The sequence below is a fragment of the Chroococcidiopsis sp. [FACHB-1243] genome, from assembly GCF_014696895.1.
GTDB lineage: Bacteria > Cyanobacteriota > Cyanobacteriia > Cyanobacteriales > Chroococcidiopsidaceae > Chroococcidiopsis.
Genome location: NZ_JACJQX010000017.1, coordinates 1 through 24,128, shown reverse-complemented (window position 1 = coordinate 24,128; position 24,128 = coordinate 1). Strand labels below are relative to the sequence as shown.

Annotated in this window: 21 protein-coding genes; 12 read left to right on the top strand and 9 right to left on the bottom strand. The window is 45.8% G+C overall.

What is annotated here, in order from left to right:
- Nucleotides 1-186: 186 nt before the first annotated feature.
- From H6G17_RS14245 to H6G17_RS14210, 8 genes are all read left to right on the top strand, one after another.
- The gene (locus tag H6G17_RS14245) at nt 187-420 is read left to right on the top strand and encodes a DUF4327 family protein (RefSeq protein ID WP_015155351.1); all 234 of its coding nucleotides are present in this window, start codon (nt 187-189) and stop codon (nt 418-420) included.
- A 262-nt stretch (nt 421-682) separates the two neighbouring features.
- Nucleotides 683-1,819 carry a sulfate ABC transporter substrate-binding protein gene (locus H6G17_RS14240; protein ID WP_192158170.1) on the top strand — a complete coding sequence of 379 codons (1,137 nt, stop codon included), beginning with the start codon at nt 683-685 and terminating at the stop codon, nt 1,817-1,819.
- Between the two features lie 185 nt (nt 1,820-2,004).
- A complete protein-coding gene (gene cysT, locus H6G17_RS14235; RefSeq protein WP_192158168.1) occupies nt 2,005-2,871 on the top strand; it encodes a sulfate ABC transporter permease subunit CysT in 867 nt (288 codons plus the stop codon).
- Nucleotides 2,861-3,730, top strand: coding sequence for a sulfate ABC transporter permease subunit CysW (gene cysW, locus H6G17_RS14230; protein WP_242038390.1), 870 nt, complete (start codon nt 2,861-2,863; stop codon nt 3,728-3,730). Before cysT ends, cysW begins: the two co-directional genes overlap by 11 nt.
- Nucleotides 3,731-3,815: 85 nt before the next feature.
- The gene (locus H6G17_RS14225; RefSeq protein WP_192158166.1) at nt 3,816-4,928 is read left to right on the top strand and encodes an ABC transporter permease; all 1,113 of its coding nucleotides are present in this window, start codon (nt 3,816-3,818) and stop codon (nt 4,926-4,928) included.
- 163 nt (nt 4,929-5,091) lie between these two features.
- The gene (locus H6G17_RS14220) at nt 5,092-6,669 is read left to right on the top strand and encodes an ATP-binding protein (RefSeq protein ID WP_192158164.1); all 1,578 of its coding nucleotides are present in this window, start codon (nt 5,092-5,094) and stop codon (nt 6,667-6,669) included.
- A gap of 71 nt (nt 6,670-6,740) precedes the next feature.
- Nucleotides 6,741-7,193, top strand: coding sequence for a response regulator (locus H6G17_RS14215; protein ID WP_192158162.1), 453 nt, complete (start codon nt 6,741-6,743; stop codon nt 7,191-7,193).
- A complete protein-coding gene (locus H6G17_RS14210; protein ID WP_192158160.1) occupies nt 7,159-9,219 on the top strand; it encodes a response regulator in 2,061 nt (686 codons plus the stop codon). Before H6G17_RS14215 ends, H6G17_RS14210 begins: the two co-directional genes overlap by 35 nt.
- Before the next feature lie 83 nt (nt 9,220-9,302).
- Here H6G17_RS14210 and tsaB read toward each other — a convergent pair whose 3' ends face one another.
- Both tsaB and H6G17_RS14200 read right to left on the bottom strand, forming a co-directional pair.
- The gene (tsaB, locus tag H6G17_RS14205) at nt 9,303-9,956 is read right to left on the bottom strand and encodes a tRNA (adenosine(37)-N6)-threonylcarbamoyltransferase complex dimerization subunit type 1 TsaB (protein WP_192158158.1); all 654 of its coding nucleotides are present in this window, start codon (nt 9,954-9,956) and stop codon (nt 9,303-9,305) included.
- A gap of 70 nt (nt 9,957-10,026) precedes the next feature.
- Nucleotides 10,027-10,275 (bottom strand): Ycf34 family protein, encoded by a 249-nt coding sequence (locus H6G17_RS14200; RefSeq protein WP_039716981.1) that lies wholly within the window; start codon nt 10,273-10,275, stop codon nt 10,027-10,029.
- A gap of 82 nt (nt 10,276-10,357) precedes the next feature.
- Here H6G17_RS14200 and H6G17_RS14195 point away from each other — a divergent pair, with 82 nt between their 5' ends.
- On the top strand, nt 10,358-11,605 hold the full coding sequence (locus tag H6G17_RS14195) for a CCA tRNA nucleotidyltransferase (protein ID WP_192158156.1): 1,248 nt from the start codon (nt 10,358-10,360) through the stop codon (nt 11,603-11,605).
- Nucleotides 11,606-11,703: 98 nt separating this feature from the next.
- Here the strand turns inward: H6G17_RS14195 and trmD are convergent, their stop codons facing one another.
- Nucleotides 11,704-12,462: a tRNA (guanosine(37)-N1)-methyltransferase TrmD gene (gene trmD, locus H6G17_RS14190; RefSeq protein WP_192158154.1), complete on the bottom strand. Its 759-nt coding sequence runs from the start codon at nt 12,460-12,462 to the stop codon at nt 11,704-11,706.
- 294 nt (nt 12,463-12,756) lie between these two features.
- Here trmD and H6G17_RS14185 point away from each other — a divergent pair, with 294 nt between their 5' ends.
- Together H6G17_RS14185 and cphA are read left to right on the top strand one after the other, a co-directional pair.
- On the top strand, nt 12,757-13,620 hold the full coding sequence (locus H6G17_RS14185) for a cyanophycinase (RefSeq protein WP_039716982.1): 864 nt from the start codon (nt 12,757-12,759) through the stop codon (nt 13,618-13,620).
- 155 nt (nt 13,621-13,775) lie between these two features.
- Entirely contained in the window at nt 13,776-16,469 is a 2,694-nt protein-coding gene (gene cphA / locus H6G17_RS14180; RefSeq protein ID WP_192158152.1) for a cyanophycin synthetase, read from the top strand.
- A 123-nt stretch (nt 16,470-16,592) separates the two neighbouring features.
- Here the strand turns inward: cphA and H6G17_RS14175 are convergent, their stop codons facing one another.
- The 5 genes from H6G17_RS14175 to H6G17_RS34120 form a co-directional block, all read right to left on the bottom strand.
- Complete coding sequence (locus H6G17_RS14175) at nt 16,593-16,979, bottom strand: RidA family protein (protein ID WP_106545561.1); 387 nt, start codon at nt 16,977-16,979, stop codon at nt 16,593-16,595.
- A 70-nt stretch (nt 16,980-17,049) separates the two neighbouring features.
- A complete protein-coding gene (gene tatA, locus H6G17_RS14170; protein ID WP_192158150.1) occupies nt 17,050-17,223 on the bottom strand; it encodes a twin-arginine translocase TatA/TatE family subunit in 174 nt (57 codons plus the stop codon).
- A 100-nt stretch (nt 17,224-17,323) separates the two neighbouring features.
- A complete protein-coding gene (locus H6G17_RS14165; protein WP_192158148.1) occupies nt 17,324-18,667 on the bottom strand; it encodes a serine/threonine-protein kinase in 1,344 nt (447 codons plus the stop codon).
- A gap of 232 nt (nt 18,668-18,899) precedes the next feature.
- A complete protein-coding gene (locus tag H6G17_RS14160; RefSeq protein WP_192158146.1) occupies nt 18,900-20,102 on the bottom strand; it encodes an RpoD/SigA family RNA polymerase sigma factor in 1,203 nt (400 codons plus the stop codon).
- Between the two features lie 684 nt (nt 20,103-20,786).
- Nucleotides 20,787-20,909, bottom strand: a complete 123-nt coding sequence (locus tag H6G17_RS34120; RefSeq protein WP_277876002.1) for a hypothetical protein — start codon at nt 20,907-20,909, stop codon at nt 20,787-20,789.
- 62 nt (nt 20,910-20,971) lie between these two features.
- On the opposite strand from H6G17_RS34120, the gene priA reads away from it, so the two are divergent.
- Nucleotides 20,972-23,530 carry a primosomal protein N' gene (priA, locus tag H6G17_RS14155; protein WP_192158144.1) on the top strand — a complete coding sequence of 853 codons (2,559 nt, stop codon included), beginning with the start codon at nt 20,972-20,974 and terminating at the stop codon, nt 23,528-23,530.
- An 83-nt stretch (nt 23,531-23,613) separates the two neighbouring features.
- On the opposite strand, the gene H6G17_RS14150 is transcribed toward priA, so the two are convergent.
- On the bottom strand, nt 23,614-23,823 hold the full coding sequence (locus tag H6G17_RS14150; RefSeq protein ID WP_192158142.1) for a hypothetical protein: 210 nt from the start codon (nt 23,821-23,823) through the stop codon (nt 23,614-23,616).
- Nucleotides 23,824-24,128 lie beyond the last annotated feature (305 nt).

Sequence of the window (24,128 nt, the reverse complement as noted above, 5' to 3'; positions counted from 1 at the left end):
CATTTTGTCAAGATTTGTTGACTGTCTCAATATTTGTTAATATATAGTTGAATGATATAACGTCAAAATAGGGATAATTTCAGTATAGTCAACTACAAAATTTTCAACTTCAATTAATTATTTACCCATCTGCCACCTTGAGAGAACAACACATCTGATACCCCGATCGAAACTTAGGTTAAAACTATGAGTGTAAATACGGTGCCACCAATCCGATACTCTTTGGACGTAATCCAAGATGAAGCCCGTCAGCTGGTACAAAAAGGATTGGTTAGCCGCCAGCAGCCAATCTATACTCTGTGTCAGTACATTCCAGCACGGGAATGGGTTTGCATAGAGTGCGAATTAGAGCAATGTGATTTCTTGCTACGCGATCGCATCGGCGATTTGATCGGTAGAGAACAATGGGATAACGATTAGAAAGAGCTATAAAATTAGAAACTGAGGGCTAGGGCATTGGTTGCACTAGCCCTTAGCATTTTTAGGTCACGATCCGTAAATCGACTGTTAGCTATTGGCAATCCCATCCAGATATTTATCCATTTTCCATAAACTCCTCATTCTCGCTCGGAGAACGAGGATTTTTCTTGCTTTTTTCACTTTGACTCTGTAATATCTATGACCAGACAGATTAAATACGGTAGTTCTACCAAAGATTCGTAGATTATTAGGAGACAATGACATGAGGTGGTGGCAGCAGACCTGGAAGCAATGGCAGCAGGCGGTTGAGCAGCTTGGTAGACTCAGGTGGAATTCGTTAAAAAGTTTAGTATCGCTGTTTTTAGTTGGGGTGAGCTTGAGCGTGGCGATCGCCGCTTGTAGTGGAGATAATGCGGCAACTCAAAATCCGGCTGCCAATCCTGTAGCTGCAAACAAACAGGATGTGGAACTCACCCTCGTTTCCTTTGCCGTCACCAAAGCCGCACACGATGCGATTATTCCCAAATTTACCGAGCAGTGGAAGCAAGAACACAATCAGAACGTCACCTTCAAAACGAGCTATGGTGGTTCTGGTTCCCAAACTCGCGCCGTGATTGATGGTTTGGAAGCAGATATCGTTCACTTAGCTCTTGCCCTCGACACGAGCAGGATCGAAAAAGCAGGACTGATCGAGCCAGGATGGGAAAAAGAAGTCCCCGATAATGCCATTGTCTCTAAATCTGTTGCCGCATTAGTGACTCGTCCAGATAACCCCAAAGGTATTAAGACTTGGGCAGATTTGGCGAAAGATGGAGTTAGCCTGATTACAGCCGATCCGAAGACTTCTGGCATTGCCCGTTGGAATTTCCTCGCCTTGTGGAATTCAGTGGTTAAAACTGGCGGGAGTGAAGACAAAGCACTCGACTTCGTGAGCAAAGTATATGGTAACGTGCCAGTTTTAACTAAAGATGCACGAGAAGCCACTGATGTCTTTTTCAAGCAAGGACAGGGAGATGCTCTGATTAACTATGAAAACGAAATTCTTCTAGCACAGCAAAGAGGCGGCGAGAACGTTGCTTATATTATTCCCGATGTCAATATCTCCATCGATAACCCCATCGCCGTAGTGGATAAAAATGTAGACAAGCACGGGACTCGCGAAGTCGCCGAAGCTTTTGTCAAGTATTTGTTTACACCCGAAGCGCAGCAAGAGTTTGCCAAAGTCGGATTTCGACCCGTGGATGAGACAGTAGCTCAAACCAAGGAAAATACTGATAAATATCCCAAAGTACAAAATCTCGGATCGGTGAAGGACTTTGGGGGATGGAACGCAGTCCAAGCGAAGTTCTTTGAGGATGGGGCAGTTTTCGACCAAATTCAAGCCAAAATTAATCGGTGATTGGTAATTGGTAATTGGTAATTGGTAATTGGTAATTGGTTGCTGGTGAGAAAGTGGTGCGTGGCTTGCGAGCATAGCGACTGCGAGCATAGCGACTTGGAATTGCCCCCTCCGCTCCGCGACTCTCTCTTCTCCCCTGCTTCCTTGTCCCCCTCGTCTCCCCCTCTCACCCTTAATCCCTACAGATGGCAATATCTCCTGCATCTCGATTTAGCGATCGCAATTCAGTAGCTCAAAAGTTGCGGCAATGGTTGTTTCATATGCCTTGGACGTGGCGCATTACGCTGGGATATCTCACTGTTATGCTCTTTGTCCCCATTACAGCAATGTTCCTCAAAGCGAGTACCGAAGGTCCGGTTAACTTTTGGCGCATTGCTACTAGTCCCGTGGCGCTGGCAACATACAACGTCACATTTGTGACATCAATCTTGGCGGCGTTGATGAATGGTCTTTTTGGCACTCTGATTGCTTGGGTGTTGGTGCGCTACAAATTTCCCTTGAAACGATTAATTGACGCTTCGATCGATTTGCCCTTTGCCTTACCAACTTCAGTTGCGGGGCTAACGCTGGCAACAGTTTATAGCAATAATGGCTGGATTGGCTCTTTGCTTGCCCCATTAGGGATTAAGGTATCCTTCACCCGTCTAGGCGTATGGGTAGCCATGATTTTTATTTCGCTGCCTTTTGTAGTACGGACAGTGCAACCCGTAATGCAAGAAATGGAGCGCGAGATTGAAGAAGCTGCTTGGAGTTTGGGCGCGAATCAATGGCAAACTTTTGTGCGAGTGATTTTACCCCCTCTATTTCCAGCAATTTTGACTGGTGTGGCTTTGGGTTTCTCCCGTGCTGTGGGAGAGTATGGCTCAACCGTAATTATCTCCTCCAACACGCCTTTTAAAGATTTAATTGCACCCGTACTGATTTTTCAGCGCTTAGAGCAATATGATTACTCTGGTGCAACTGTCATCGGTACGGTGTTGCTGCTGATTTCACTAGTGTTGCTGCTGTTGATTAATCTTTTGCAGGCTTGGGGAAGACGGTATGACGACTAGGAAAGATATGAATTCTGGGGTGAAGAACAGCAAAGCTGCGCCTAGCGAACAAAAGAGTTGGATTCCAGCCATTTTGATTGTCGTAGCGATCGCCTATGTCAGTCTAGTACTTTACATCCCCGCATTAAACGTCTTCATCCAAGCTTTTAGCAAAGGAGTTGGTCCATTTTTGGCTAACCTGACTCGACCGGAGTTTCTCCATGCCGTCCAATTAACCGTAATGTTAGCCGCGATCGCCCTCCCGCTCAATACAGTTTTTGGGCTATGTGCGGCTTGGGCGCTGACTCGTCATCGATTTCCAGGTCGTGCCTTTGTTTTAAGTTTGATCGATCTGCCCTTTTCAATCTCGCCTGTAGTTGCAGGATTAATGCTTGTCCTCCTCTACGGACGACAAGGATGGTTTGGTGGATGGTTACAAGATCGTGGGCTGAATGTTATCTTTGCCTTTCCAGGTATGGTACTAGCTACAGCATTTGTGAGTATGCCGTTTGTTGCCCGCGAAGTCATTCCCGTATTGGAGGAATTAGGGTCAGATCAAGAAGAAGCTGCCAAGACTTTAGGCGCAAACGACTGGCAGATCTTTTGGCGCGTCACCTTGCCTAATATCCGATGGGGTTTACTTTACGGCTTAATTTTGACCAATGCTAGAGCTATGGGTGAATTTGGCGCTGTCTCGGTGGTTTCGGGAAATATTTCGGGAAAAACCCAAAGTTTACCGCTATTTGTTGAAGATGCTTACAAACAGTATGAAACCGAAGCTGCCTACTCTGCTGCTGTACTGTTAGCACTGTTGGCTGTAGTGACGTTGGTATTGAAGGAAATTTTGGAACGGAAAACTCGGATTAAAGATGTGGAATAGGGTGAAATTTTGTATTTAGCTTAAAATACAGACTTAACTGGCTACAAAGGCGCACGGCTGTGCGCCCCTACTCTCCTCCCCAATCATGAACTGGTGGCAAAGACTTAAAAAGAATCCCCTCGCCCGCTTTGGGGCGATTCTGCTACTCATTTTTTACATTGCAGTTTTCGCTGCTGATTTTGTCGCACCCTACGACCCTTATGAGTCTCAAGCTAATGGTTCCCTGCTGCCACCCACACAAATTTATTGGCAGAATACACAGGGGCAATTTGTTGGACCCCACGTTTACCCTACGACTCAAGGTAAGACAGATTTAAATACAGGCGATCGCCAACTGATTGTAGACCGGACTAAGCCTGCTTGGTTCCGCTTATTTGTTACAGGCGATCGCTACCAACTGTTTCGTCTCAGCTTACCACTGGGCAATAATTTTGAAGAAGTGGAAGTTTTTAGCGGCATTCCCGTTAACCTACATTTATTTGGTACGACCGGGGCTAAATTTAACTTGTTGGGAACTGACGAACAGGGACGCGATCAATTTAGCCGCCTGCTACATGGGGGGCGCGTTAGCCTCAGCGTTGGTTTAATCGGAGTCGCTATCTCTTTTCCCCTCGGCATGATTGTCGGTGGTATTTCTGGCTATTTTGGTGGCTGGATCGATAGCATCATCATGCGTCTTGTAGAAGTATTAATGACGATTCCTGGTCTTTATCTATTGGTTGCTTTGGCAGCAGTTTTACCACCAGGACTAAGTAGCTCCCAGCGATTTATGCTGATTGTTTTAATTACTTCTTTTATCAGTTGGTCTGGACTGGCGCGAGTCATTCGCGGACAAGTTCTATCGATTAAAGAGCGAGAATTCGTCCAAGCAGCTAAAGCTATGGGCGGCGATCCTTTCTACATCATCATCCGTCACGTTCTGCCTCAAACGGCAACGTATATCATCATCTCAGCAACTCTATCCGTACCTGGGTTCATTGCGGCAGAATCGGTATTAAGTCTAATCGGTTTGGGCATTCAGCAACCCGATCCATCTTGGGGCAATTTGCTCTCTTTAGCAACAAATGCCTCAATTTTAGTGCTACAACCTTGGTTGGTTTGGCCTCCCGCGATATTAATTATTGTTACAGTGCTAGCGTTTAATTTATTAGGAGATGGCTTGCGCGATGCTCTCGATCCTCGTAGTGTCAGACGGTAAGAGGAAATGGGAGACAAAATCAAGTCGTAAGTCGTAAGTCGTAAGTCGAGAATTAACGGGTCACTGCTCCCTACTCCCTGCTCCCTGCTCCCTGCTCCCTGATAACTGTCAACGTGGATTAAGCTGGATTATTCCTTAATATCCTTTCCAGCTTTTCTTGCTTATGCTTAGTAGTCTGTTGTTGGGTGCAAATAGTGTCATTGCAGTTTGCTACTTCGCAATATCCTTCCTGATCTTTCAGGGACTCCGACGCGGACAAGAGCATTTACTCAAGAACCCACTCGTTCTAGCAACTGTTATTATCTTTTTCACCTGTGCTGTGGGTCACTCTGTCCATGTTGTAGGTGGAATTGTCAATCCACGACTTGTCCAACTGACAATGCAGGTGCAAGTTGTTGTGGACTTGCTGACTGCTAGTATTGCTGTCATTTACTTTGCACTGCGCCGACAGTATTCGCTACTGATTGATGGTCCGTTGCTGCTGGCTCAGACTCAAAGCCAATTGGCAAAAGCGATCGCCGAGCTAGCACACGCAAAAGGTAACTTAGAAAATGCGGTTGCAGAACGCACAACTGAGTTGTTACACGCCAATCAACAACTGGATGAATTATTGGGACGCGAACAAAAGGCTCGTCAAGAAGTCACCGAACTGCTAGAAAGTATATCTGATGCATTTTTTGCGCTCAATCACGACTGGCAATTTACTTACATTAATCCTCAAGCAGAAAAATTATTGCAGCGATCGCCAGATGAATTACTCAATCGTCACATTTGGTTTGAATTTCCCGAAATTGTAGGAACTGTTTTCGAGCGCGAATATCGCCGAGCTGCAACCGAGCAAGTTACCGTTCAATTTGAAGAATTCTTTGCACCACTTGACAAATGGTTAGGGGTTCGAGTTTATCCGGCGGCGAACGGTTTATCAGTCTATTTGCAAGACATTACACAGCGCCAGCAGGAACAGGCACTTTTACAAGAACTCAATCAAAATTTAGAACAGCGCGTAGCCAAGCGCACGGCACAATTAGAAGCTGCGAATAAAGAACTAGAAGCCTTTTCCTATTCTGTCTCCCACGATCTTCGCGCCCCACTACGCAGTATTGACGGTTTCAGTCTAGCTTTACTAGAACGCTGTACCAACTTAGACGAAAAGGGAAAGCACTATCTGCAACGTATTCGTGCTGCTAGTCAAAGAATGGGAGAACTGATTGAAGAATTGCTTCACTTATCGCGGGTGACGCGCAGCGAAATGCGGTTACAAAATCTCGATTTGAGCGCAGTGGTACGCAATATCGCTTCAGAATTACAACAGGCACAACCAGAACGAGCCGTAGAATTTGCGATCGCTCCTGATATCACCGCACTAGTAGATCCACAACTCATTCGAGTTTTATTTGAGAATTTACTCAACAACGCTTGGAAATTTACCTCGCGCACAAAATCTGCTCGAATTGAATTTGGCAAGCTTTCATCAAAACAGCTCAAATTCTTTACAGAACGCTCTTTATCTTCTTTTAATTCCTCTGATGTTTATTTTATTAGTGATAATGGTGCTGGCTTCGACATGGCATATGTTGCTAGATTGTTTGTTGCCTTTCAACGCCTCCATTCAGAAGATGAATTTCCTGGGAATGGCATTGGATTGGCTACAGTCAAGCGGATCGTTCTACGTCACGGAGGGCAAATTTGGGCAGAAAGTACTTTGGAGCGAGAGACAACATTTTTCTTTACATTACGGTAATGGTAATTGGTAATTGGTTGTTATTCTCCCCTGCTCGATCGCTCCCTGCTTCCTTTCTTAACTGATAAGAAATGTCTAAAAAACTGATTTTACTAGTAGAAGATAATCGCGATGATGAAGAACTAACGCTGATGGCATTTGAGCGCAGTGGTTTAGAGTATGAAATTGATGTTGTCCGCGATGGAGCTGAGGTACTAGACTACTTATTTCATACTGGTAAATATAGCGATCGCCACTCCAAACAGCAACCAACCTTAGTACTGCTAGACTTAAATCTACCGAAGGTAAGTGGTTTAGAAGTTATACGCCGTTTACGAGCTGATGCAAAAACTCGTTCTCTTCCCGTTGTCGTACTGACAACTTCCAACGAACAGGAAGATATGATTAACAGCTACGAATTAGGTTGCAATAGCTACGTGCGCAAACCTGTAAACTTTACGGATTTTTTGGTAGCTTCTCGACAGCTTGGGTTATACTGGCTCCACTTAAATGAATTCCCGCTATGTAACTCATACCGTGAGTAAACCTCTACGTATCTTACTAGTTGAAGACTCAGAAGATGATGCTGAGTTGTTGGTGTGTCATCTAGAACGCCATAACTGCGATGTAGAGTGGCTGAGGGTAGAAACTCCAGAGGCAATGTCGAGCGCCCTAGATCGCCAACAGTGGGATATCATTCTAGCCGATTATTCGTTACCAAAATTTAATGCTACTGCTGCTTTGCGCTTATTGCAAGCTAAAGCTCTAGATATTCCATTTATTATCGTTTCTGGCAACATTGGTGAAGAAACTGCTGTCGCAGCCATGAAAGCCGGGGCGCACGACTACATTATGAAAGGGAACTTGGCGCGTCTAGTCCCCGCGATTGAACGAGAGATTGAAGAGGCTGGTTCTAGGCGAGAACGCCAACGCATTCAGTTAGAACTCGAAGAAAGTGAAGCTCGCTGGCACTTAGCACTAGATGGTGCTAATGACGGACTCTGGGACTGGGATATTAAAAATCATACAGCTTTTCTTTCAGCCCGTTGGAAAGCAATGCTGGGTTATGCCGAAAATGAGATTGACAATCGCTTTGAAGAATGGGCGAACCGCGTGCATCCAGACGATGTGGCATCGGTGATGCGATCGCTACAAGAGCATCTTGCCCGACAAACTGAATTTTACCGCACAGAACATCGCCTGCGCTGTAAAGATGGCACTTACAAATGGATTTTGTCTCGCGGCAAAGTCTCGTGGGATGAAACTGGAGCCGCAATCCGCATGGTTGGTTCCCATACAGATATTACTTCCACGAAGCAGATGGAAGATACCCTAAGACAACAAGCCGAAAGTTTAACAGCAGCAAATCGGATCAAAGATGAGTTTTTAGCTGTTGTGTCTCACGAACTACGCGCACCGCTCAATGCCATTCTTGGTTGGTCGCAAATACTTCGTACGCGAAAATTTACGACGACTACCAAATGGGAAATATTAGAAGCGATCGAACGCAATGCGAAATGGCAACAACATTTAATTGAAGATTTATTAGATGTCTCCCGCATTGTTCAAGGCATGCTCGAACTTCAGTTTGCTCCGGTCTATCTACCGTCGATTATTGCTGCAACAATTAAATCTGTACAGCCGATCGCTGATGCAAAAAGAATTCAACTTAAGTTTACAGTCGATCCTGATTGGGAAGACGCAGAAATAGAAAAACAAATTTTGCTTTTGGCTGACTCTAACCGATTGCAACAAGTCTTTTGGAATTTACTGAGTAACGCAATTAAGTTTTCTGATGAAGGTCAACAGGCTGACATTTGCCTGTCATTAGTTGCTGACGATTCTAACAGCCAAGCTCAAATTGACAGCCAGGCTCAAATTCAAATTATCGATCGCGGTCAAGGCATTAGTGCCGAGTTTCTGCCGCATGTATTCGATCGTTTTCGGCAAGAAAATAGCTCTAGCACCAGAGCGCGTGGCGGGTTGGGACTGGGATTATCGATCGTCCGTCACATCGTCGAAATGCACGGTGGGACAGTTGGTGTTGCTAGCGACGGAGTTGGACAGGGAGCAACTTTCACAATTCAGCTACCACTACCAAAACAAAAATTGAGTCAAAATCGGCAGCCTTCTACTGCCGATCTCTGGTTGGAGACATCAGAACCATATCCCTTAGTGGGGAGAAAAGTTTTAGCGGTTGATGACGAACCCGATACTTTGGAATTATTGGCAGTCGCTCTCACGGAGTACGGTGCTGAGATTGTTGTTGCTGGCTCAGTACCGGAAGCGATCGCTGCCTTTACCCAGTTCAAACCAGATATTATGGTTTGCGATCTGGGGATGCCAGGAGAAGATGGTTATGCCCTGATTCACCAAATTAGAATGCAGGAGATAAAACTAGGTACTCATACCCCAGCGATCGCCTTGACTGGATTTGCCAGAGAATCAGACCGCGAACGCGCGATCGCTGCTGGTTTTCAAATACATCTCTCTAAACCCATCAATCCCTGTCAATTAATGTCGATAATTTTGAAACTGACTAAAGATAGTTATTTAGCTGGAAAGATCTAAGGGAGCAGGGAGTAGGGAGTAAAGAATAAGAGAGAATTCTGAACCCAGTGCTTTTTGACTTTTAGCTTTTGACTTTTGACTTTTCAAGCTACCGGATGCTGTCCGTAAAAAGGTAATGCTGCCGACCAGTGGAGGCGTTTGCCTTGCTGCCATTCGAGTTCGGCTAATTCCAAAATTTGGGAAACAGAAGCTCCTAAATTCCCCTCGGCAGAAACCAGTTGACAAGGAGCTGAAAAATCAGCCAGAGTTTGCTGCCATGCTTCGGGAGACATGACTGTATCTGCTAATAGAGGAGTTAAGTTTTGAGGATCTGAGGTTAATTGATAAATTGCTGTAAATATCTGTCCTCGCTGGGCTGGCATCTGTACGGCGACAGGTTTTTCGCCTCGATGTCCCCAGGCGACTGCGGCTAAAGTTGAAATTGCAAATAGGGGAATATCGAGTTGTTGTGCTAGCGTCCGCGCCGTTACCACGCCGATGCGCGTTCCTGTAAAGCCTCCTGGTCCCCTAGCTACAGCAATAAATGCCAAGTCAGACCAAGTTTGAGGTTGCAGAAATTCAGCTAAATTTTGGTGCAAAAGACTTGACAGATCGCGTCCCAAATGTAAAACGCGATCGCGTCTATCTCCCTGAAAATTACTTATTGCCAGTCCTAACTCTGGTGTTGTCGTGTGTAGGGCAAGGGCGTAGTTGGTAATTGGTAATTGGTAACTGGTAATTGGTAGTTGGTGGTTCATGATTAATTTTTTGTTTCCATCAACTGTTGACTCTCTGCTATTACCTATTACCTATTACCTATTACCATCTTCATGTCGGTACGAGTTCGCCGGGGCGCAGTTTTGACCATTTACCCATTTCGGCTTTGAAACTGAGGCAACCTACTACGTCCCATTCCATTTCAATATAGTCTTCTTTGGGACGGATATTGACGTTAATGCTTGGTTCGACTGGTTCAAAACTTGGGTTTTCGGTCAAGTGGGGTTGCTGGTGTTGGTGTTCTACTGCATGATAGGTCATGCAGCGATCCACGTAATGGCAATTGACGCAGATGCACATAGAACCTTCTCCAATGGCTTTTCTGTTAATTTAGCTTATACAAATTGGATGTGAGTCAACTGCTGGGTTGATTTTTGTTGCGATGTCTCCCTCTTTATTATCTCAATTATTTACCAATCTGCCCTTTGACTGGGAATGGTTGCCTCAACCATCGTACCTAGTAGGTGGTGCAGTCCGCGATCGCCTACTCGGGAGAAACTCAGATTATTTAGATTTAGATTTTGTTTTACCAGAAAAAGCGGTTGAGACAGCTAGGGCGATCGCCAAACATTACAAAGCTGGTTTTGTCTTACTCGACGCGCAAAGGCAGATTGCTAGAGTTGTGTTTAAAAATGCTACTGTTGATTTTGCTTTACAAGAAGGTGCTGCGCTCGAAACCGACTTGCAACGGCGAGATTTTACAATTAATGCGATCGCCTACAATCCTCACACCCAAGAACTCATCGATCCTTTACAGGGTTATACTGACTTACAGCAACACTTGTTACGGATGGTATCGCCTGCAAATTTGCAAGACGATCCGCTACGGTTGCTAAGAGGTTATCGTCAAGCTGCTCAGTTAAATTTCACTCTCGAACCAAATACGCGATCGACAATTCGTCAGCTTGCACCTTTAATCGGACGAGTAGCAGCCGAACGAGTACGAGTAGAATTAGGCTATCTCCTGAATAGCGATCGCGGTACGGTATGGTTGGAAGCTGCTGGGGAAGATGGGTTACTTGCACCTTGGTTTCCGAGTCTGACGCGATCGCATATAGAGCGATTACTCAAGGTTAACTTTGCCGCTGCTAGCTTATCATCATTTCCCCAGTTAGTTCGAGAACTCAGTCAACCAGTACGAAATACAATCAAAACCCCCTGGTTGGGAATTGCCAAACTGACTTGTCTCGTTTCTACAAATTCAGCCACAGCAGAAATAGAGTTAGATAAATTAGCTTACAGTCGCTCAGAAATTAAAGCTGTCACTACAGTCTTACAACTATTACCTCAACTCCAAGCAAAATCGCCCGAACAAATGACTTTAGCAGAGCAATACTTTTTCTTTCGTGCTGCTGGTGTTGTTTTTCCCGCGATTGTAATTTTAGCTATCGTACAAGGAACGAGTACAGACTCACTCTCTTCGCTCATTCACCGCTATCTCAACCCCAAAGATCCAGTTGCCCATCCTACCCCGATTCTGACAGGTAATGACTTAATGAAAGCTCTCCAACTCTCACCTAGTCCGCTGATTGGAGAAATGCTGTTACAGATTCAACTGGCGCAAATCGAAGGTAAAATTTCGACTGTAGAAGAGGCGATCGCATTTGCAGCAAAAAGACTAGACAGTTGACAGTTATCAGTAGAGAGTGGTGATGGGTAGTTGGTAGTTGGTAGTTGGTAGTTGCGTGAAATACTTGTGACTTGTGACTTGTGACTTGTCTTGCTCCCTCAGCAACCTTGTCCCCCTTGTCCCCCTTGTCCCCCTGCTCCCCTGCTCCCCTGCTCCCCTGCTCCCTGCACCGAAGCGCTCCCTACTCCCTCTAACAAATCGGGACGACGCTCGCGGGTGCGTTGAATTTGCTGTTCGTAGCGCCACTGGGCGATCGCTTGATGGTTGCCCGAAAGTAAAACTTCTGGAACTTTCCAGCCGCGAAATTCTGCTGGACGAGTATATTGAGGATAATCTAACAACCCTGCCTCAAAACTTTCGGCTTTAAGAGACTCTGTTTTTCCTACCGTTCCTGGTTGTAGCCGGATAACTCCATTTATCAATGCTAAAGCGGGAATTTCTCCTCCAGTTAATACGAAATCACCTAAAGAAATCTCTCGCGTGACTAGATGCAGTACGCGATCGTCTACCCCTTCATAATGCCCGCAGATAATGACTATTTGCTCGCAGTTACCTGCTAATTCTTTGAGCAACGATTGATTCAAAGGTTGACCTTGAGGAGTCATTAATATCGTTTCTCGACGCGGTAAAATTGGGAGTGATTCAACGGCAGCGAAAATCGGATCTGGTTTCATCAACATCCCTACACCACCACCGTAGGGTTCGTCATCGACCTTGCGATGCTTATCGGTGGTAAAGTCGCGGGGATTGACCAGATTTACTTCAGCAATTTTTTTTGCCAAAGCTTTACACATCAATCCTGAGCTAAGAGGAGAGGTAAAGAAGTCGGGGAAGAGAGTAACTATATCAAAACGCACAAAAACTCAACCAGAAAAATGACTATTATCAGTTGTCAGTTGTCAGAAGAAAGGAGTCAGGAGCCAGGAGTCAGGAGTCAGGAGAATATAAATACGATCGCGCACCACTGAATGACAAAAGTGTTGCTTATTGTTTAAATTATGTTTAAATATTGTCACGTCTGGCAAATTACTGAGCGGTCAGGGTAAAAAAAATTCAATTGGTACGGTCTCAACCTCGGATTGAATGCTTTGCAGCACTGAAGCGATCGCGGGAGCGGACTTTGAATGAGGTTGACGAGAAGGAAAGAAACAATGGTGCAATTAGAGGCTCAATCGCTGGAAATGAGGACTCCCCAAGCTACAAAAACAGCCATTTTGGTGATCGGTGGAGCAGAGGATAAGGTTCACGGAAGGGAAATCCTGCACACGTTTTTTGCTCGTGCCGGATCGACAGATGCCCATATTGCTATTATTCCTTCTGCTTCTCGCGAACCAACAATTATTGGCGCACGCTATCTTAGCATTTTTGAAGAAATGGGAGCTAAAAAAGTCGAAGTCTTGGATATCCGAGAACGGCAACAGTGCGAGGAGCCAAACGTTCAGGCATGTCTGGCTGCTTGTACGGGAGTCTTTTTGACCGGTGGGGATCAACTGCGGCTGTGTGCTGTGTTAGCAGATACCCCAGCAATGGATATTATTCGGATGCGGGTGCAACGAGGACAGCTGACTTTAGCTGGTACGAGCGCGGGAGCTGCCGTGATGGGACATCACATGATTGCTGGTGGTGGTAGCGGCGAGTCACCAAATCGAGCGCTGGTAGATATGGCGATCGGTCTGGGGATCATTCCTGACGCGATCGTAGATCAGCACTTTCACAATCGCAATCGGATGGGACGGTTGCTCAGTGCAGTTGCCTGTCATCCAGATCGTCTGGGGATCGGGATCGATGAAGATACTTGCGCTATGGTCGAGAAAGATGGCACTTTAAGGGTGATGGGCAAAGGTACAGTTACGATTGTCGATCCTGGGGAAATGTCTTACACTAACCATGCCGATATTGGTGCTGCCGAGCCTTTAAGTTTGCATAACCTGCGAGTACATATTTTGAGTTATGGCGATCGCTATCATTTACAAAAACGGATCGTTCTGGCTCCCGTGCAAAGACTACCTCAGTAGAATTCGGAATTCGGAATTCGGAATTATATTCTTTCATTGGGAAGAATATGAGTTGCATTTTTGATTTTCAGTGAAAATGTGATTTTCGATACAGTTGTCGCTAAGTCTTGAGCGAGACACTAGTTAATTGGTTGCACCCCCCATTTCCCAATCCCATGAGAATTCTGAAAATCCAGACTTTACGCGGTCCCAACTATTGGAGCATTCGCCGACATAAGCTGATCTTGATGCGGTTCGATTTAGAAGAGTTAGCCGAGCAACCAACGAATCAAATCCCAGGCTTCTATGAAGGACTGGTCGAAACTCTGCCGAGTTTAGAATCGCATTTCTGCTCTCCTGGGTGTCGCGGTGGCTTCCTAATGCGGGTGCGGGAAGGCACGATGATGGGGCATGTGGTGGAGCATGTCGCTTTAGAGTTACAAGAACTGGCGGGAATGTCAGTCGGCTTTGGACGGACGCGGGAAACCTCAACGCCAGGGGTTTATCAGGTGGTGTTCGACTATGAAGACGAGCAGGCAGGACGCTATGCGGGAAGGGCTGCCGTGCGGATGTGCCAAAGTATTGTGGAGCAAGGAAGATATCCCCAAGCTGAGTTAGATCAGGATTTGCAGGATCTCAAGGAACTGTATCGGGATGCGGCGCTAGGACCGAGTACGGAAGCGATTATAGAAGAGGCAGCAGCCAAGGGCATTCCCTGGATGAATTTAGGGGCGCGGTTTTTGATTCAGTTGGGTTACGGTGCGAATCAAAAGCGGGTGCAAGCTACCATGAGCGATCGCACGGGAATTTTGGGTGTAGAACTTGCCTGTGATAAGGAAAGTACGAAACGGATTTTAGGCAATGCAGGCGTACCCGTTCCCCAAGGGACGACAATTAGCTATTTAGATGAATTAGAAGATGCGATCGCCTCTGTTGGCGGTTATCCAATTGTGATTAAACCCTTGGATGGCAACCACGGAAGGGGGATCACGATAGATATTAGAACCTGGGAAGAAGCTGAAGCCGCCTACGATGCTGCGAAAGAAGTTTCTCGCGCTGTTATTATCGAGCGTTACTACGTCGGGCGCGATCATCGCGTATTAGTCGTAGACGGCAAGGTGGTTGCCGTTGCCGAGCGCGTCCCCGCTCACGTTGTCGGTGATGGTGAGAGTACGATCGAACAGTTAATTGAAGAAACGAACCAAGACCCGAATCGAGGTGAGGGACACGATAACGTTCTGACCAAAATTCAACTCGATCGCACCAGTTTCCAATTGCTCGAACGCCAAGGGTATACCTTAGATACGGTATTAACAGAGGGCGAAGTTTGCTACTTGCGGGCAACAGCCAACTTGAGTACGGGTGGGATCGCTGTAGACCGTACCGATGATATCCACCCAGAAAATGCTTGGTTAGCGCAGCGAGTTGCGAAAATTGTCGGCTTAGATATCACGGGGATCGATATTGTCACCTCTGATATCAGCCGTCCGTTGCGGGAGACTGAAGGTGTAATTGTAGAAGTGAATGCGGCTCCAGGCTTTAGGATGCACGTTGCTCCCAGTCGCGGTATTCCTCGTAACGTTGCTGGGGCAGTATTAGATATGTTGTTTCCCCCAGGTACGCCCAGCCGAATTCCAATTATTGCCCTGACGGGAACGAATGGTAAAACAACCACTACGCGCTTGACGGCACACCTGATTAAACAGAGTGGCAAGGTTGTCGGTTACACCACAACTGATGGCACGTATATCGGCGATTATTTGGTAGAACCAGGAGATAATACTGGTCCCCAAAGCGCCCAGTTGATTTTACAAGACCCCACGGTGGAAGTTGCCGTACTGGAGTCGGCGCGGGGAGGAATTTTGCGATCGGGACTGGCTTTTGATGCTAGCGATATCGGGGTGGTGTTGAATGTGGCTGCCGATCATTTAGGAATTGGCGATATTGACACGCTCGAACAAATGGCACACCTCAAGAGCGTGGTGGCGGAAGCCGTGCAGCCAAATGGTTATGCCGTCCTCAACGCCGACGATCCGCTCACATCACAAATGCGCGATCGCGTCAAGTCTAAGCTAGCTTGGTTTTCCATGTCTCCAGACAACCCTTTAGTGCGGGAGCATACCCAACAGGGGGGATTGGCAGCGGTGTATGAAAACGGCTACCTCTCAATTTTGCAGGGAGATTGGACGCTGCGGATCGAACGGGCGGAAAACGTACCCTTAACTATGGGCGGACGCGCACCGTTTATGATTGCCAACGCTTTAGCTGCTAGTTTGGCAGCTTATGCCTACGGCGTACAGATCGAACAGATCCGTATAGGGTTAAATTCCTTCCGCGCTTCTAGCAGCCAGACTCCAGGACGGATGAACTTATTCAATCTGGGTGAATACCATGCCTTGGTAGACTACGCTCACAATCCGCACAGCTACGAGGCGTTAGGGGGATTCATTCGCAACTGGACGGCAGGAGAAAGAATTGGTGTTATCGGCGGTCCTGGCGATCGCCGTGACGAAGATTTTATTATGTTGGGTAGGCTTTCCGCAGAAATTTTCGATCGCATCATTATTAAAGAAGACGACGATAACAGAGGTCGCCCCAGGGGAGACGCAGCTGAGTTAATTTCCAAAGGAATTATGCAAGTCAAGTCCGATTGTCGTTACGAGATCGTCTTAGATGAGACGACAGCAATCAATACAGGTTTAGACACTGCTTCCAACGGTAGTTTGGTTGCGATCCTCCCAGAAAGCGTCAGCCGTGCCATTAGCTTAATTGAAGCCCGTAACCCCTTGAGCGATAATTCCCTCCAGCCTCCCAGCGTGGCGGCGCAAGATAATACAACGGGGATCGTGTCGTCGGTGAATCAGATTTAGGTAATGGGTAATGGGTAATTGGTAATTGGGTGGTGCATGGTGCGAACGATGCGGGTGTAGTGAGTGGAGAGTCATAACTCCTACCTCCTGTCTTCTGTCTCCTTTGACTTTTAACTTTTGACTTTATTCAACTACGCAATCAGCTTCAATTTCCACTAACCAATCTTCCTTTATCAATTTTGATACCTCTACAAAGGTACAAGCAGGACAAATATTTTTAAAAAATTCTCCATGTGCTTTTGCAGCCTCTTCCCATAGAGAAATGTCTGTCAGCATGACCCTTGTGCGAATCACGTTGCCTAAGCTACCTCCAGCCTCCTCGATCGCATTTTGAATGATTTCCAAGCAGCATTTTGTCTGACTGTACATGTCACCTGGAAAAGCTGTAGAACCATTGGACGAAATTGGTGCTGTTCCTGCTACTGAGATGAAGTGTCCGATCCGCGATGCTCTCGAAAAACCAATAGACTTTTCATAAGGAGAACCAGAGGATACATTCTTTCTCACCATAGAGAACCTCAAGATATGTCTACAAGTAGCGTAAACTACTTTTTATTAGTTTTATTAGACTGCTTTCTTCCTATTCTCTTTCTTCCGATTCAGGGCGATCTTCCTGGGGATTTTTCAGTTCTTCTTTGAAGCCGCGTAGTGTTTTACCGAGGGAACTACCAAGTTCGGGAATTTTCTTGGGACCAAAAATCAAAATTGCAATGATGAAGATGACTCCGACTTCCGCCCATCCTAGACCAAACATAAAATTCTCCTGCAACCTTCTTTCTTATTAATCATAGATGGGATGCGATAACTTCGTAATAGGGAGCGCACGAGCAGGGAGTAGTTAAGAAATGCGATCGCTACTGTTTTGTAATTGGTATTCCCAACCACGTGCTGAGTTCTTGGGCTAACCAATCAATTTCAGAGGGAGAGATGGAACCATCGTTACCCAGTTCGTATTTTCTGGTTCCCGCCCAAATTGTCAAGCGGGAGACATTGCCAAAAGAGGCGATCGCCAGTTTTTCAATTTCTTGTCTCGGCAGTTGATGGCGTGGCTGTTTAAATCGAAAGCCGAACATTTCGTAACTGCGGGTTATTTGTTGAGGATCTAGAGTAATTCGGACTTTCCCAAATAAAGCTGATAATATTCGCCAGACCATACTCGCACCCGCACCCAAAAAAGGGAGTGAAAATAAGGCAAAGAAAAGATTCATTCCCATTGGTGCTGTGATGAGAGCCGAGGCTAGCCAAAATACTAAAAACGAATTCCAGGCGATCGCAAATAAGCTTAAAGAGACAATTTCAGGACTAAAACCTTTGCTAGGAAGTAAAATTTCTACAGAATTGGCATCTTGATGTAATTTAATTTTACTCCCAAACGGTTGCGAAATTATCGGTACGATATTTACAGGTTGTTCTAACGCTGCCAACGCTTCCCGAGTCGAACTCAAACGCCGATCTAAGTTTGGTTCAGTCATCCACTTCAACCAGCGGGTAAATTCAGGACTCAAATTTGCCAACGATTCAAATTGAATGTGTCCGTTTTTGTGTGGTAGATCGGCGGGATGAGTCCCCGTAACCAAGTAAATTAAAGTTGTACCTAAGCTGTATAAATCGGAGGCGGGAACGGCGCGATCGCCAAATTGTTCGGGAGGCATATAACCGTACGTCCCCACGACTGTCATCGTTCCGCCTTCCTTGGAAGCTAGAGTTTGGACGGAACCGAAATCGACTAAATATATTTGCTCGATGCGATCCCCAAGCAAAATATTGCTAGGTTTCAGATCGCGGTGAATGACGGGTGGTTTTTGTCCGTGGAGGTAAATCAAAATTTCTAGTACTGATTTAGCTAATCGTTTAACTTCCGCCTCGCTAAAAGTCCGTCCAGCTTTGAGTTCTGTTTCTAAAGATTTCCCTTCTACATAAGACTGTACCAGAACAAACCCTTTACTGTAGGGTGTATCGAATTCAAAAAAATCTAAATATTTGGGAATAGCAGGATGAGATAAAGCTTTTAAAGTTTCTGCTTCCCGTTCAAATAATTTCAACGCTTCCCACTCAAAATCTATCCCAAAGGAGAGGAGTTTGATAACAACTAATTGTTGAGTTTCTAAATCCCGCCCTAACAGCGTTTTGCGTCCGGCTTTTTTTGCCAATTGTTGTTGAATTTCGTAGCGCGAAGTGAGGCGATCGCCATAGTTCATATTTCGTGATTCGTGCTTTGGAGGGTGCAATGCACGTGTCGCACCCTACAGAAATGGTAGCAATTGGAGCCGATTGAAAGAGAATGTCGCGCAAAGACGCAAAGGCGCAAAGGAATAAAGAGTATCTTCACGGGCGATCCGAGTCTCAAGGAGATCTCACGTACGCAATGCTTAGCAACAAGCTACTAGTCCTCAGCAACGCTTTGCGCCTTTGCGTCTTTGCGCGACAAAATTATAACAGCCATCCTTTCAAGCGTTTAGCAATGTGAGGACGGCGCAATTTCCGCATGGCTTTACTTTGAATTTGTCTAACTCTCTCACGGGAGAGATTGAATAAACAACCGACTTCCTCCAAAGTACAAGGTTCGCTCGTCGTTAACCCGTAACGCAGAGAAATTACGTCTTTTTCCCTGGGAGTTAGAACATCACCCAAAACATCCCATATTTCCTGTCTCATCATGGTTTCGCTCATCTGTTGTTCGGGAGATTGAGCGTCGTTGTCTTCTAGAAGATCGACTAATTCTGTATCTTCCTCTTTCCCGACTCGATGATTTAGAGATAAAGCCTTGCGCCGTAACTGTTGTAATTGACGTAACTGTTCTGGTGGAACTTCTAATGCTGCGGCTAATTCAATTTCTGAAGGATTGCGTTGGAGTTTTTGCTTCAGCTCGCGTTGATATTTTTTAAGTTTATTTAATTTTTCAACAATGTGAATTGGCAGCCGAATTGTTCTAGCGTCATTAGCGATCGCCCGCGTAATTGCTTGACGAATCCACCAATAGGCATAGGTAGAAAATTTATATCCCTTGTCGGGGTCGAATTTTTCTGTGGCGCGATTGAGTCCCATTGCGCCTTCTTGAATCAGATCTAGAAATGGCAAACCACGATTCAAATAACGTTTGGCGATGGAAACTACCAAGCGTAAATTAGAACGAATCATTTTTCGCTTTGCCACTCGTCCCAAATACAGGTGGTGTTCTAATTGTTTTTCTGAAATTCCTAATTCTGCTATCAGTTCTTCGCGATTTGGTTGACGTTTGAGTTGCTTTTGTAGCCCTCTTTGAATTTCTTCAACTTCAACTAAAAACCGAACTCGACGCGCCAATTCTACTTCTTCGTCTGCTTTGAGCAGGGGATAACGCGCCATTTCTTTAAAAAACGCTCCCACTGCGTCATCAAACTGAGTTTTTTGATACTCCGAAGCTCTTGCTGCTCCAATCCCATCAAAGTCTCGCTCGTCAGCCTCCCACCCTTCTGTCAAGGCGATCGCTGTTTCTTCCATATTGGGTGTTGTTAGCTCGGGTAGCTGCTCTGGTTCCGATTCGACTTCTCGATTCAAAGCGGTAATTACCTCTATTTCGGCAATATCTATATCGCTGTTGAATTCAGGGGTAGGGAAGCGATCGTGTTGGTACGGCTGCTTTCTTTCGTACATAAACACTGGCACAAGGTAGATTGGAGACTACTTAATTTGTAATCAAGTTTCAGGCTTGAAACTTGTCTGGGGAATTATCTTCTGATTAGAAGCTTATTATCAGTTTTTCTCGACTTGAAAGCCTTTCAAATTCGTATTTTTTATTACCGAATTCGCTCGGCAATAAACACTGTAAATTGAGGGCGAGAGTTTTATTAAATTTTCCAACCATGCTTATCGTAGGCTAATTATCGTTTGAAATGCAATGTAAATAGTTAGAGATTTCCTGTTTTTCTATGGCAAACCTATTAAGTTTTTATTAAAATTTGCTCTGTATTTCAGAAAAATGAATAGGTTCTCCAAAAGTTATGAGATATACCAAGCCAATTAGATGTTTAGTATTCCTAATTGTAGGCTAGTTCGGTTAATAAAAGTTACCAATTATACACATATAATTAGCTGATTCATTAAATTTTCTTAAAGTATTTGTTCCTAAAAATTAGGATGGCATAGAATTAACGGTTTAAATCTCTATCAATAGGGAGAAAATACTTATTAGTAGTTGGAAGAGAGCTGAGGGAGCAGGGACGAGCTGGGACGAGCTGGGAGCAGAGGGGCAGAGGAAGAATTTAATTCTGAATTCTCTCTACACCCCACACCCCACAACGCTAGTTGCTACAACGGGAGAAACCCTACGGTCGGTTGCTACAACGGGGGGCGACGAAGTCCGCGATCGCGCCACCCCCGCAACGCACCGACCTCCCGCACCGCACTAGCTCCTCCACACCCTTTCTTCACTGCTTCCTTCATTGCGAATTCAGAAGGCAAATTGTAATATGGATTACCACGGGTCGCGCCAAGGGCGATTGTAAGAGTAGGCTAATTTAGGTATGGTCGGGGTAAATTTAACAGGCAGATCTGTGGTAGCTGAACTACAAGGATACTACCAATCGCAAACGAACCAGCGTTGGCTGGAAGTTTTGGTAGATTGCCCTGGAACGCAGGAGATCTACACCTATAAGTTGCCAGCTCAATTGACGGTAAAACCGGGAGATATCCTCAGTGTGCCGTTTGGGGCAAATCAAGTTGGAGCGATCGCCTTACGATTTGTAGAGCAGCCTCCCGTCGATCTATCCCCAGACAAAATTCGTGCTGTTGAGGATGTGGTGAGTCGGGGCTTTTTCCCGCCTGCTTATTGGGAGCTACTCAATCGAGTGGCAGCATATTACTACACTCCCTTGATTGCAGCAATTCGCGTTGCTTTGCCCCCTGGACTGCTGGGGCGATCGCAGCGTCGGATTAAACTAATTGGGGAAATTAAGCCTGGTGTTGATGCGTTCTGCACTCCGGCGGCGAAAGAAATTTTGGCACTGCTGCAAGCTCAACCAAACAAAGACTACAGCTTTGTTTACCTGCAAAGGCAAGTCAGGAATGCCTATCGGGGAGTGCGAGAATTGTTGCGCCTGTCGTTAGTAGAAAGTTATCTAGAACCACCCCGCCTGACACGACCCAAGTTGCAAAAAGCTGTAACGTTGGTAGGTACGGGATTAGAACGAGATATTACGTCTCGACAACAGGAAATTTTAGACGTGTTGCGACGGCAGGGCGGCGATATTTGGTTGAGCGAACTGTTACGGCTGTGTAACGCCAGTCCTAGTACCATCAAGACATTAGAACAGAAGGGCTATGTTGTCATTGAAGAACGAGAAATGCTGCGGCAAGAACAAGGAGTATTGCAAGCAGCAGACAAGCCAAAAACGCTGACAGCAGCTCAGTCACGAGCAGTAGAAACAATTACTCAACTAGAGGGATGCGATCGCGTCTTATTGCATGGGGTGACGGGATCGGGTAAAACTGAAGTCTATTTACAGGCGATCGCGCCTATATTACGACAAGGTAAATCGGCTTTAGTTTTAGTACCGGAAATCGGTCTAACTCCCCAACTTACCGATCGATTCCGCGCCCGTTTCGGTAGCAAAGTATGCGTTTACCATAGCGCCCTCTCAGATGGAGAAAGATACGATACCTGGCGACAAATGCTCTTAGGAGAACCCCAAGTTGTCATTGGTACTCGTTCTGCTATTTTTGCCCCCTTACCCCGTCTTGGCTTAATTATTTTAGATGAGGAACACGACAGCAGTTTTAAGCAAGATTCCCCCATTCCCACCTACCACGCCCGTACCGTCGCCCAGTGGCGCGCTGAATTAGAAAACTGTCCCTTAGTTTTAGGATCTGCAACTCCTTCATTGGAAAGTTGGGTGATTAGTAGGGAGCAGGGAGCAGGGACGAGCTGGGAGCAGGGGAGCAGAGGAGCAGAGGAGCAACAACTACCAACTACCAACTACCAACTACCAACTACCCATTACCTCTCCTTACCAGAACGCATCCAATCCCGCCCTCTCCCACCTGTAGAAGTGGTGGATATGCGTCAGGAAATTCAGGAGGGCAATCGCTCGATTTTTAGCCGGGCGCTGTTGGAGGCTTTGCAGCAGTTGCAAGCACGGGGACAGCAGGGAATTTTATTTATCCATCGACGAGGACACAGTACGTTTGTTTCGTGTCGTAGTTGCGGTAACGTGCTGGAGTGTCCTGCTTGCGATGTGTCATTGTCCTATCATCATACGGAAGAAGGTGCGCCGCAGTTGTTGCGGTGTCATTACTGTAATTACAGTCAATCTCATCCCCGTCATTGTCCCGAATGCGGTTCCCCCTATTTGAAATTTTTTGGTAGCGGGACGCAACGAGTGGCGCAGGAGATTACGCGGTTGTTTCCCCAGTTGCGATTTATTCGGTTTGATAGCGATACGACTCGGACTAAGGGAGCGCACCGGACGCTGCTAACTCAGTTTGCCAACAAAGAAGCAGATTTATTAATTGGGACGCAAATGCTGACGAAAGGGTTGGATCTGCCCCAAGTTACGCTCATTGGTGTGGTAGCGGCGGATGGGTTGTTACATTTACCCGATTACAGAGCCGCAGAACGAGCATTTCAAACTTTAACTCAAGTTGCGGGAAGGGCGGGACGCGGTGACGATCCTGGGCGGGTAATATTACAAACGTATACCCCCGATCATCCGGTGATTCAAGCCGTACAACAGCATGAATATGAGGGATTTGTAGAGGCGGAGTTGCAACAGCGGGTGGCGTTGAATTATCCGCCTCACGGACGATTGATTTTGTTGCGTTTAAGTAGTGTTGAAGCGAGTGCGGTAGAACAAACGGCGCAAGCGATCGCATCCTATTTAAATAATTACATTACGCCTAGTTGGGAAATTTTGGGTCCTGCTCCAGCCAATATTTTGCGAGTGGCTAATCGTTACCGTTGGCAAATTCTCCTGAAGATTGCGACCGATCTGCAACCAGTGTTACCCGATTGGCAACAGGTGCGATCGCTTTGTCCTCCCAATGTGAGTATGACCATTGATGTCGATCCGCTCAATTTGATGTAGAATTGCCGCTTTAATTCTGGCTAGCAAGTCTCCGTTCCGAATTTCGCTAAGATCTTTTTCAAAGCTTTTTCTAAACTCGACTTTCACACTTTCGGCTCTAAGAGTTTAAAGATGGATTCGCGGCTAACTAATTCAGTTGTTTCACCTTCAGCGATCGCCCGTTCCATCGCAACATCTTCGATAATTTCTGCTAAAAAATCGGAGACTTCTGCTCGATTTTCACGCAGCAGTTTGATAATCGCGCTTTTTAAGATCTCCTTAAGTTGTTCTGGATTTAGTGTAATCTCTGACATTGTGCCTCCATTAGATTAATTTGAGTTTGATAATTTGATTCCTAATGCTTCGAGTTGTTGGTTCATCCAGGCGATCGCATTTGCTTCATCGGTTTCAATTGCCCGTTCTACTCCTGTTTTAGCAATTTCTAATAGTTGTTTAGATTAATAACCTTAGAACAAAACCTCAATCGAGCTTAAAAGTTCTGAAAGATTATTTTGAACTAAGTAAGTAGACAGGAAAATTTACAAGTATGTAACAAAAAATTAATTAGACTGATTCGAGTGAAATTTAACACGCCTGGTACTATAGTTTCCTCTTTCTC

Bases quoted from the DNA above. Each gene is read 5' to 3' on its own strand.
- tsaB (WP_192158158.1), bottom strand. From the start codon at position 9,956: ATGAACCACCAACTACCAATTACCAGTTACCAATTACCAATTACCAAC.
- H6G17_RS14240 (WP_192158170.1), top strand. From the start codon at position 683: ATGAGGTGGTGGCAGCAGACCTGGAAGCAATGGCAGCAGGCGGTTGAG.
- H6G17_RS14160 (WP_192158146.1), bottom strand. From the start codon at position 20,102: ATGTACGAAAGAAAGCAGCCGTACCAACACGATCGCTTCCCTACCCCT.
- H6G17_RS14215 (WP_192158162.1), top strand. From the start codon at position 6,741: ATGTCTAAAAAACTGATTTTACTAGTAGAAGATAATCGCGATGATGAA.
- H6G17_RS14200 (WP_039716981.1), bottom strand. From the start codon at position 10,275: ATGTGCATCTGCGTCAATTGCCATTACGTGGATCGCTGCATGACCTAT.
- H6G17_RS14220 (WP_192158164.1), top strand. From the start codon at position 5,092: ATGCTTAGTAGTCTGTTGTTGGGTGCAAATAGTGTCATTGCAGTTTGC.
- H6G17_RS14225 (WP_192158166.1), top strand. From the start codon at position 3,816: ATGAACTGGTGGCAAAGACTTAAAAAGAATCCCCTCGCCCGCTTTGGG.
- H6G17_RS14210 (WP_192158160.1), top strand. From the start codon at position 7,159: ATGAATTCCCGCTATGTAACTCATACCGTGAGTAAACCTCTACGTATC.
- H6G17_RS14175 (WP_106545561.1), bottom strand. From the start codon at position 16,979: ATGGTGAGAAAGAATGTATCCTCTGGTTCTCCTTATGAAAAGTCTATT.
- H6G17_RS14185 (WP_039716982.1), top strand. From the start codon at position 12,757: ATGGTGCAATTAGAGGCTCAATCGCTGGAAATGAGGACTCCCCAAGCT.
- cysT (WP_192158168.1), top strand. From the start codon at position 2,005: ATGGCAATATCTCCTGCATCTCGATTTAGCGATCGCAATTCAGTAGCT.
- H6G17_RS14245 (WP_015155351.1), top strand. From the start codon at position 187: ATGAGTGTAAATACGGTGCCACCAATCCGATACTCTTTGGACGTAATC.
- tatA (WP_192158150.1), bottom strand. From the start codon at position 17,223: ATGTTTGGTCTAGGATGGGCGGAAGTCGGAGTCATCTTCATCATTGCA.
- priA (WP_192158144.1), top strand. From the start codon at position 20,972: ATGGTCGGGGTAAATTTAACAGGCAGATCTGTGGTAGCTGAACTACAA.
- H6G17_RS14195 (WP_192158156.1), top strand. From the start codon at position 10,358: ATGTCTCCCTCTTTATTATCTCAATTATTTACCAATCTGCCCTTTGAC.
- H6G17_RS14150 (WP_192158142.1), bottom strand. From the start codon at position 23,823: ATGTCAGAGATTACACTAAATCCAGAACAACTTAAGGAGATCTTAAAA.
- cysW (WP_242038390.1), top strand. From the start codon at position 2,861: ATGACGACTAGGAAAGATATGAATTCTGGGGTGAAGAACAGCAAAGCT.
- H6G17_RS14165 (WP_192158148.1), bottom strand. From the start codon at position 18,667: ATGAACTATGGCGATCGCCTCACTTCGCGCTACGAAATTCAACAACAA.
- cphA (WP_192158152.1), top strand. From the start codon at position 13,776: ATGAGAATTCTGAAAATCCAGACTTTACGCGGTCCCAACTATTGGAGC.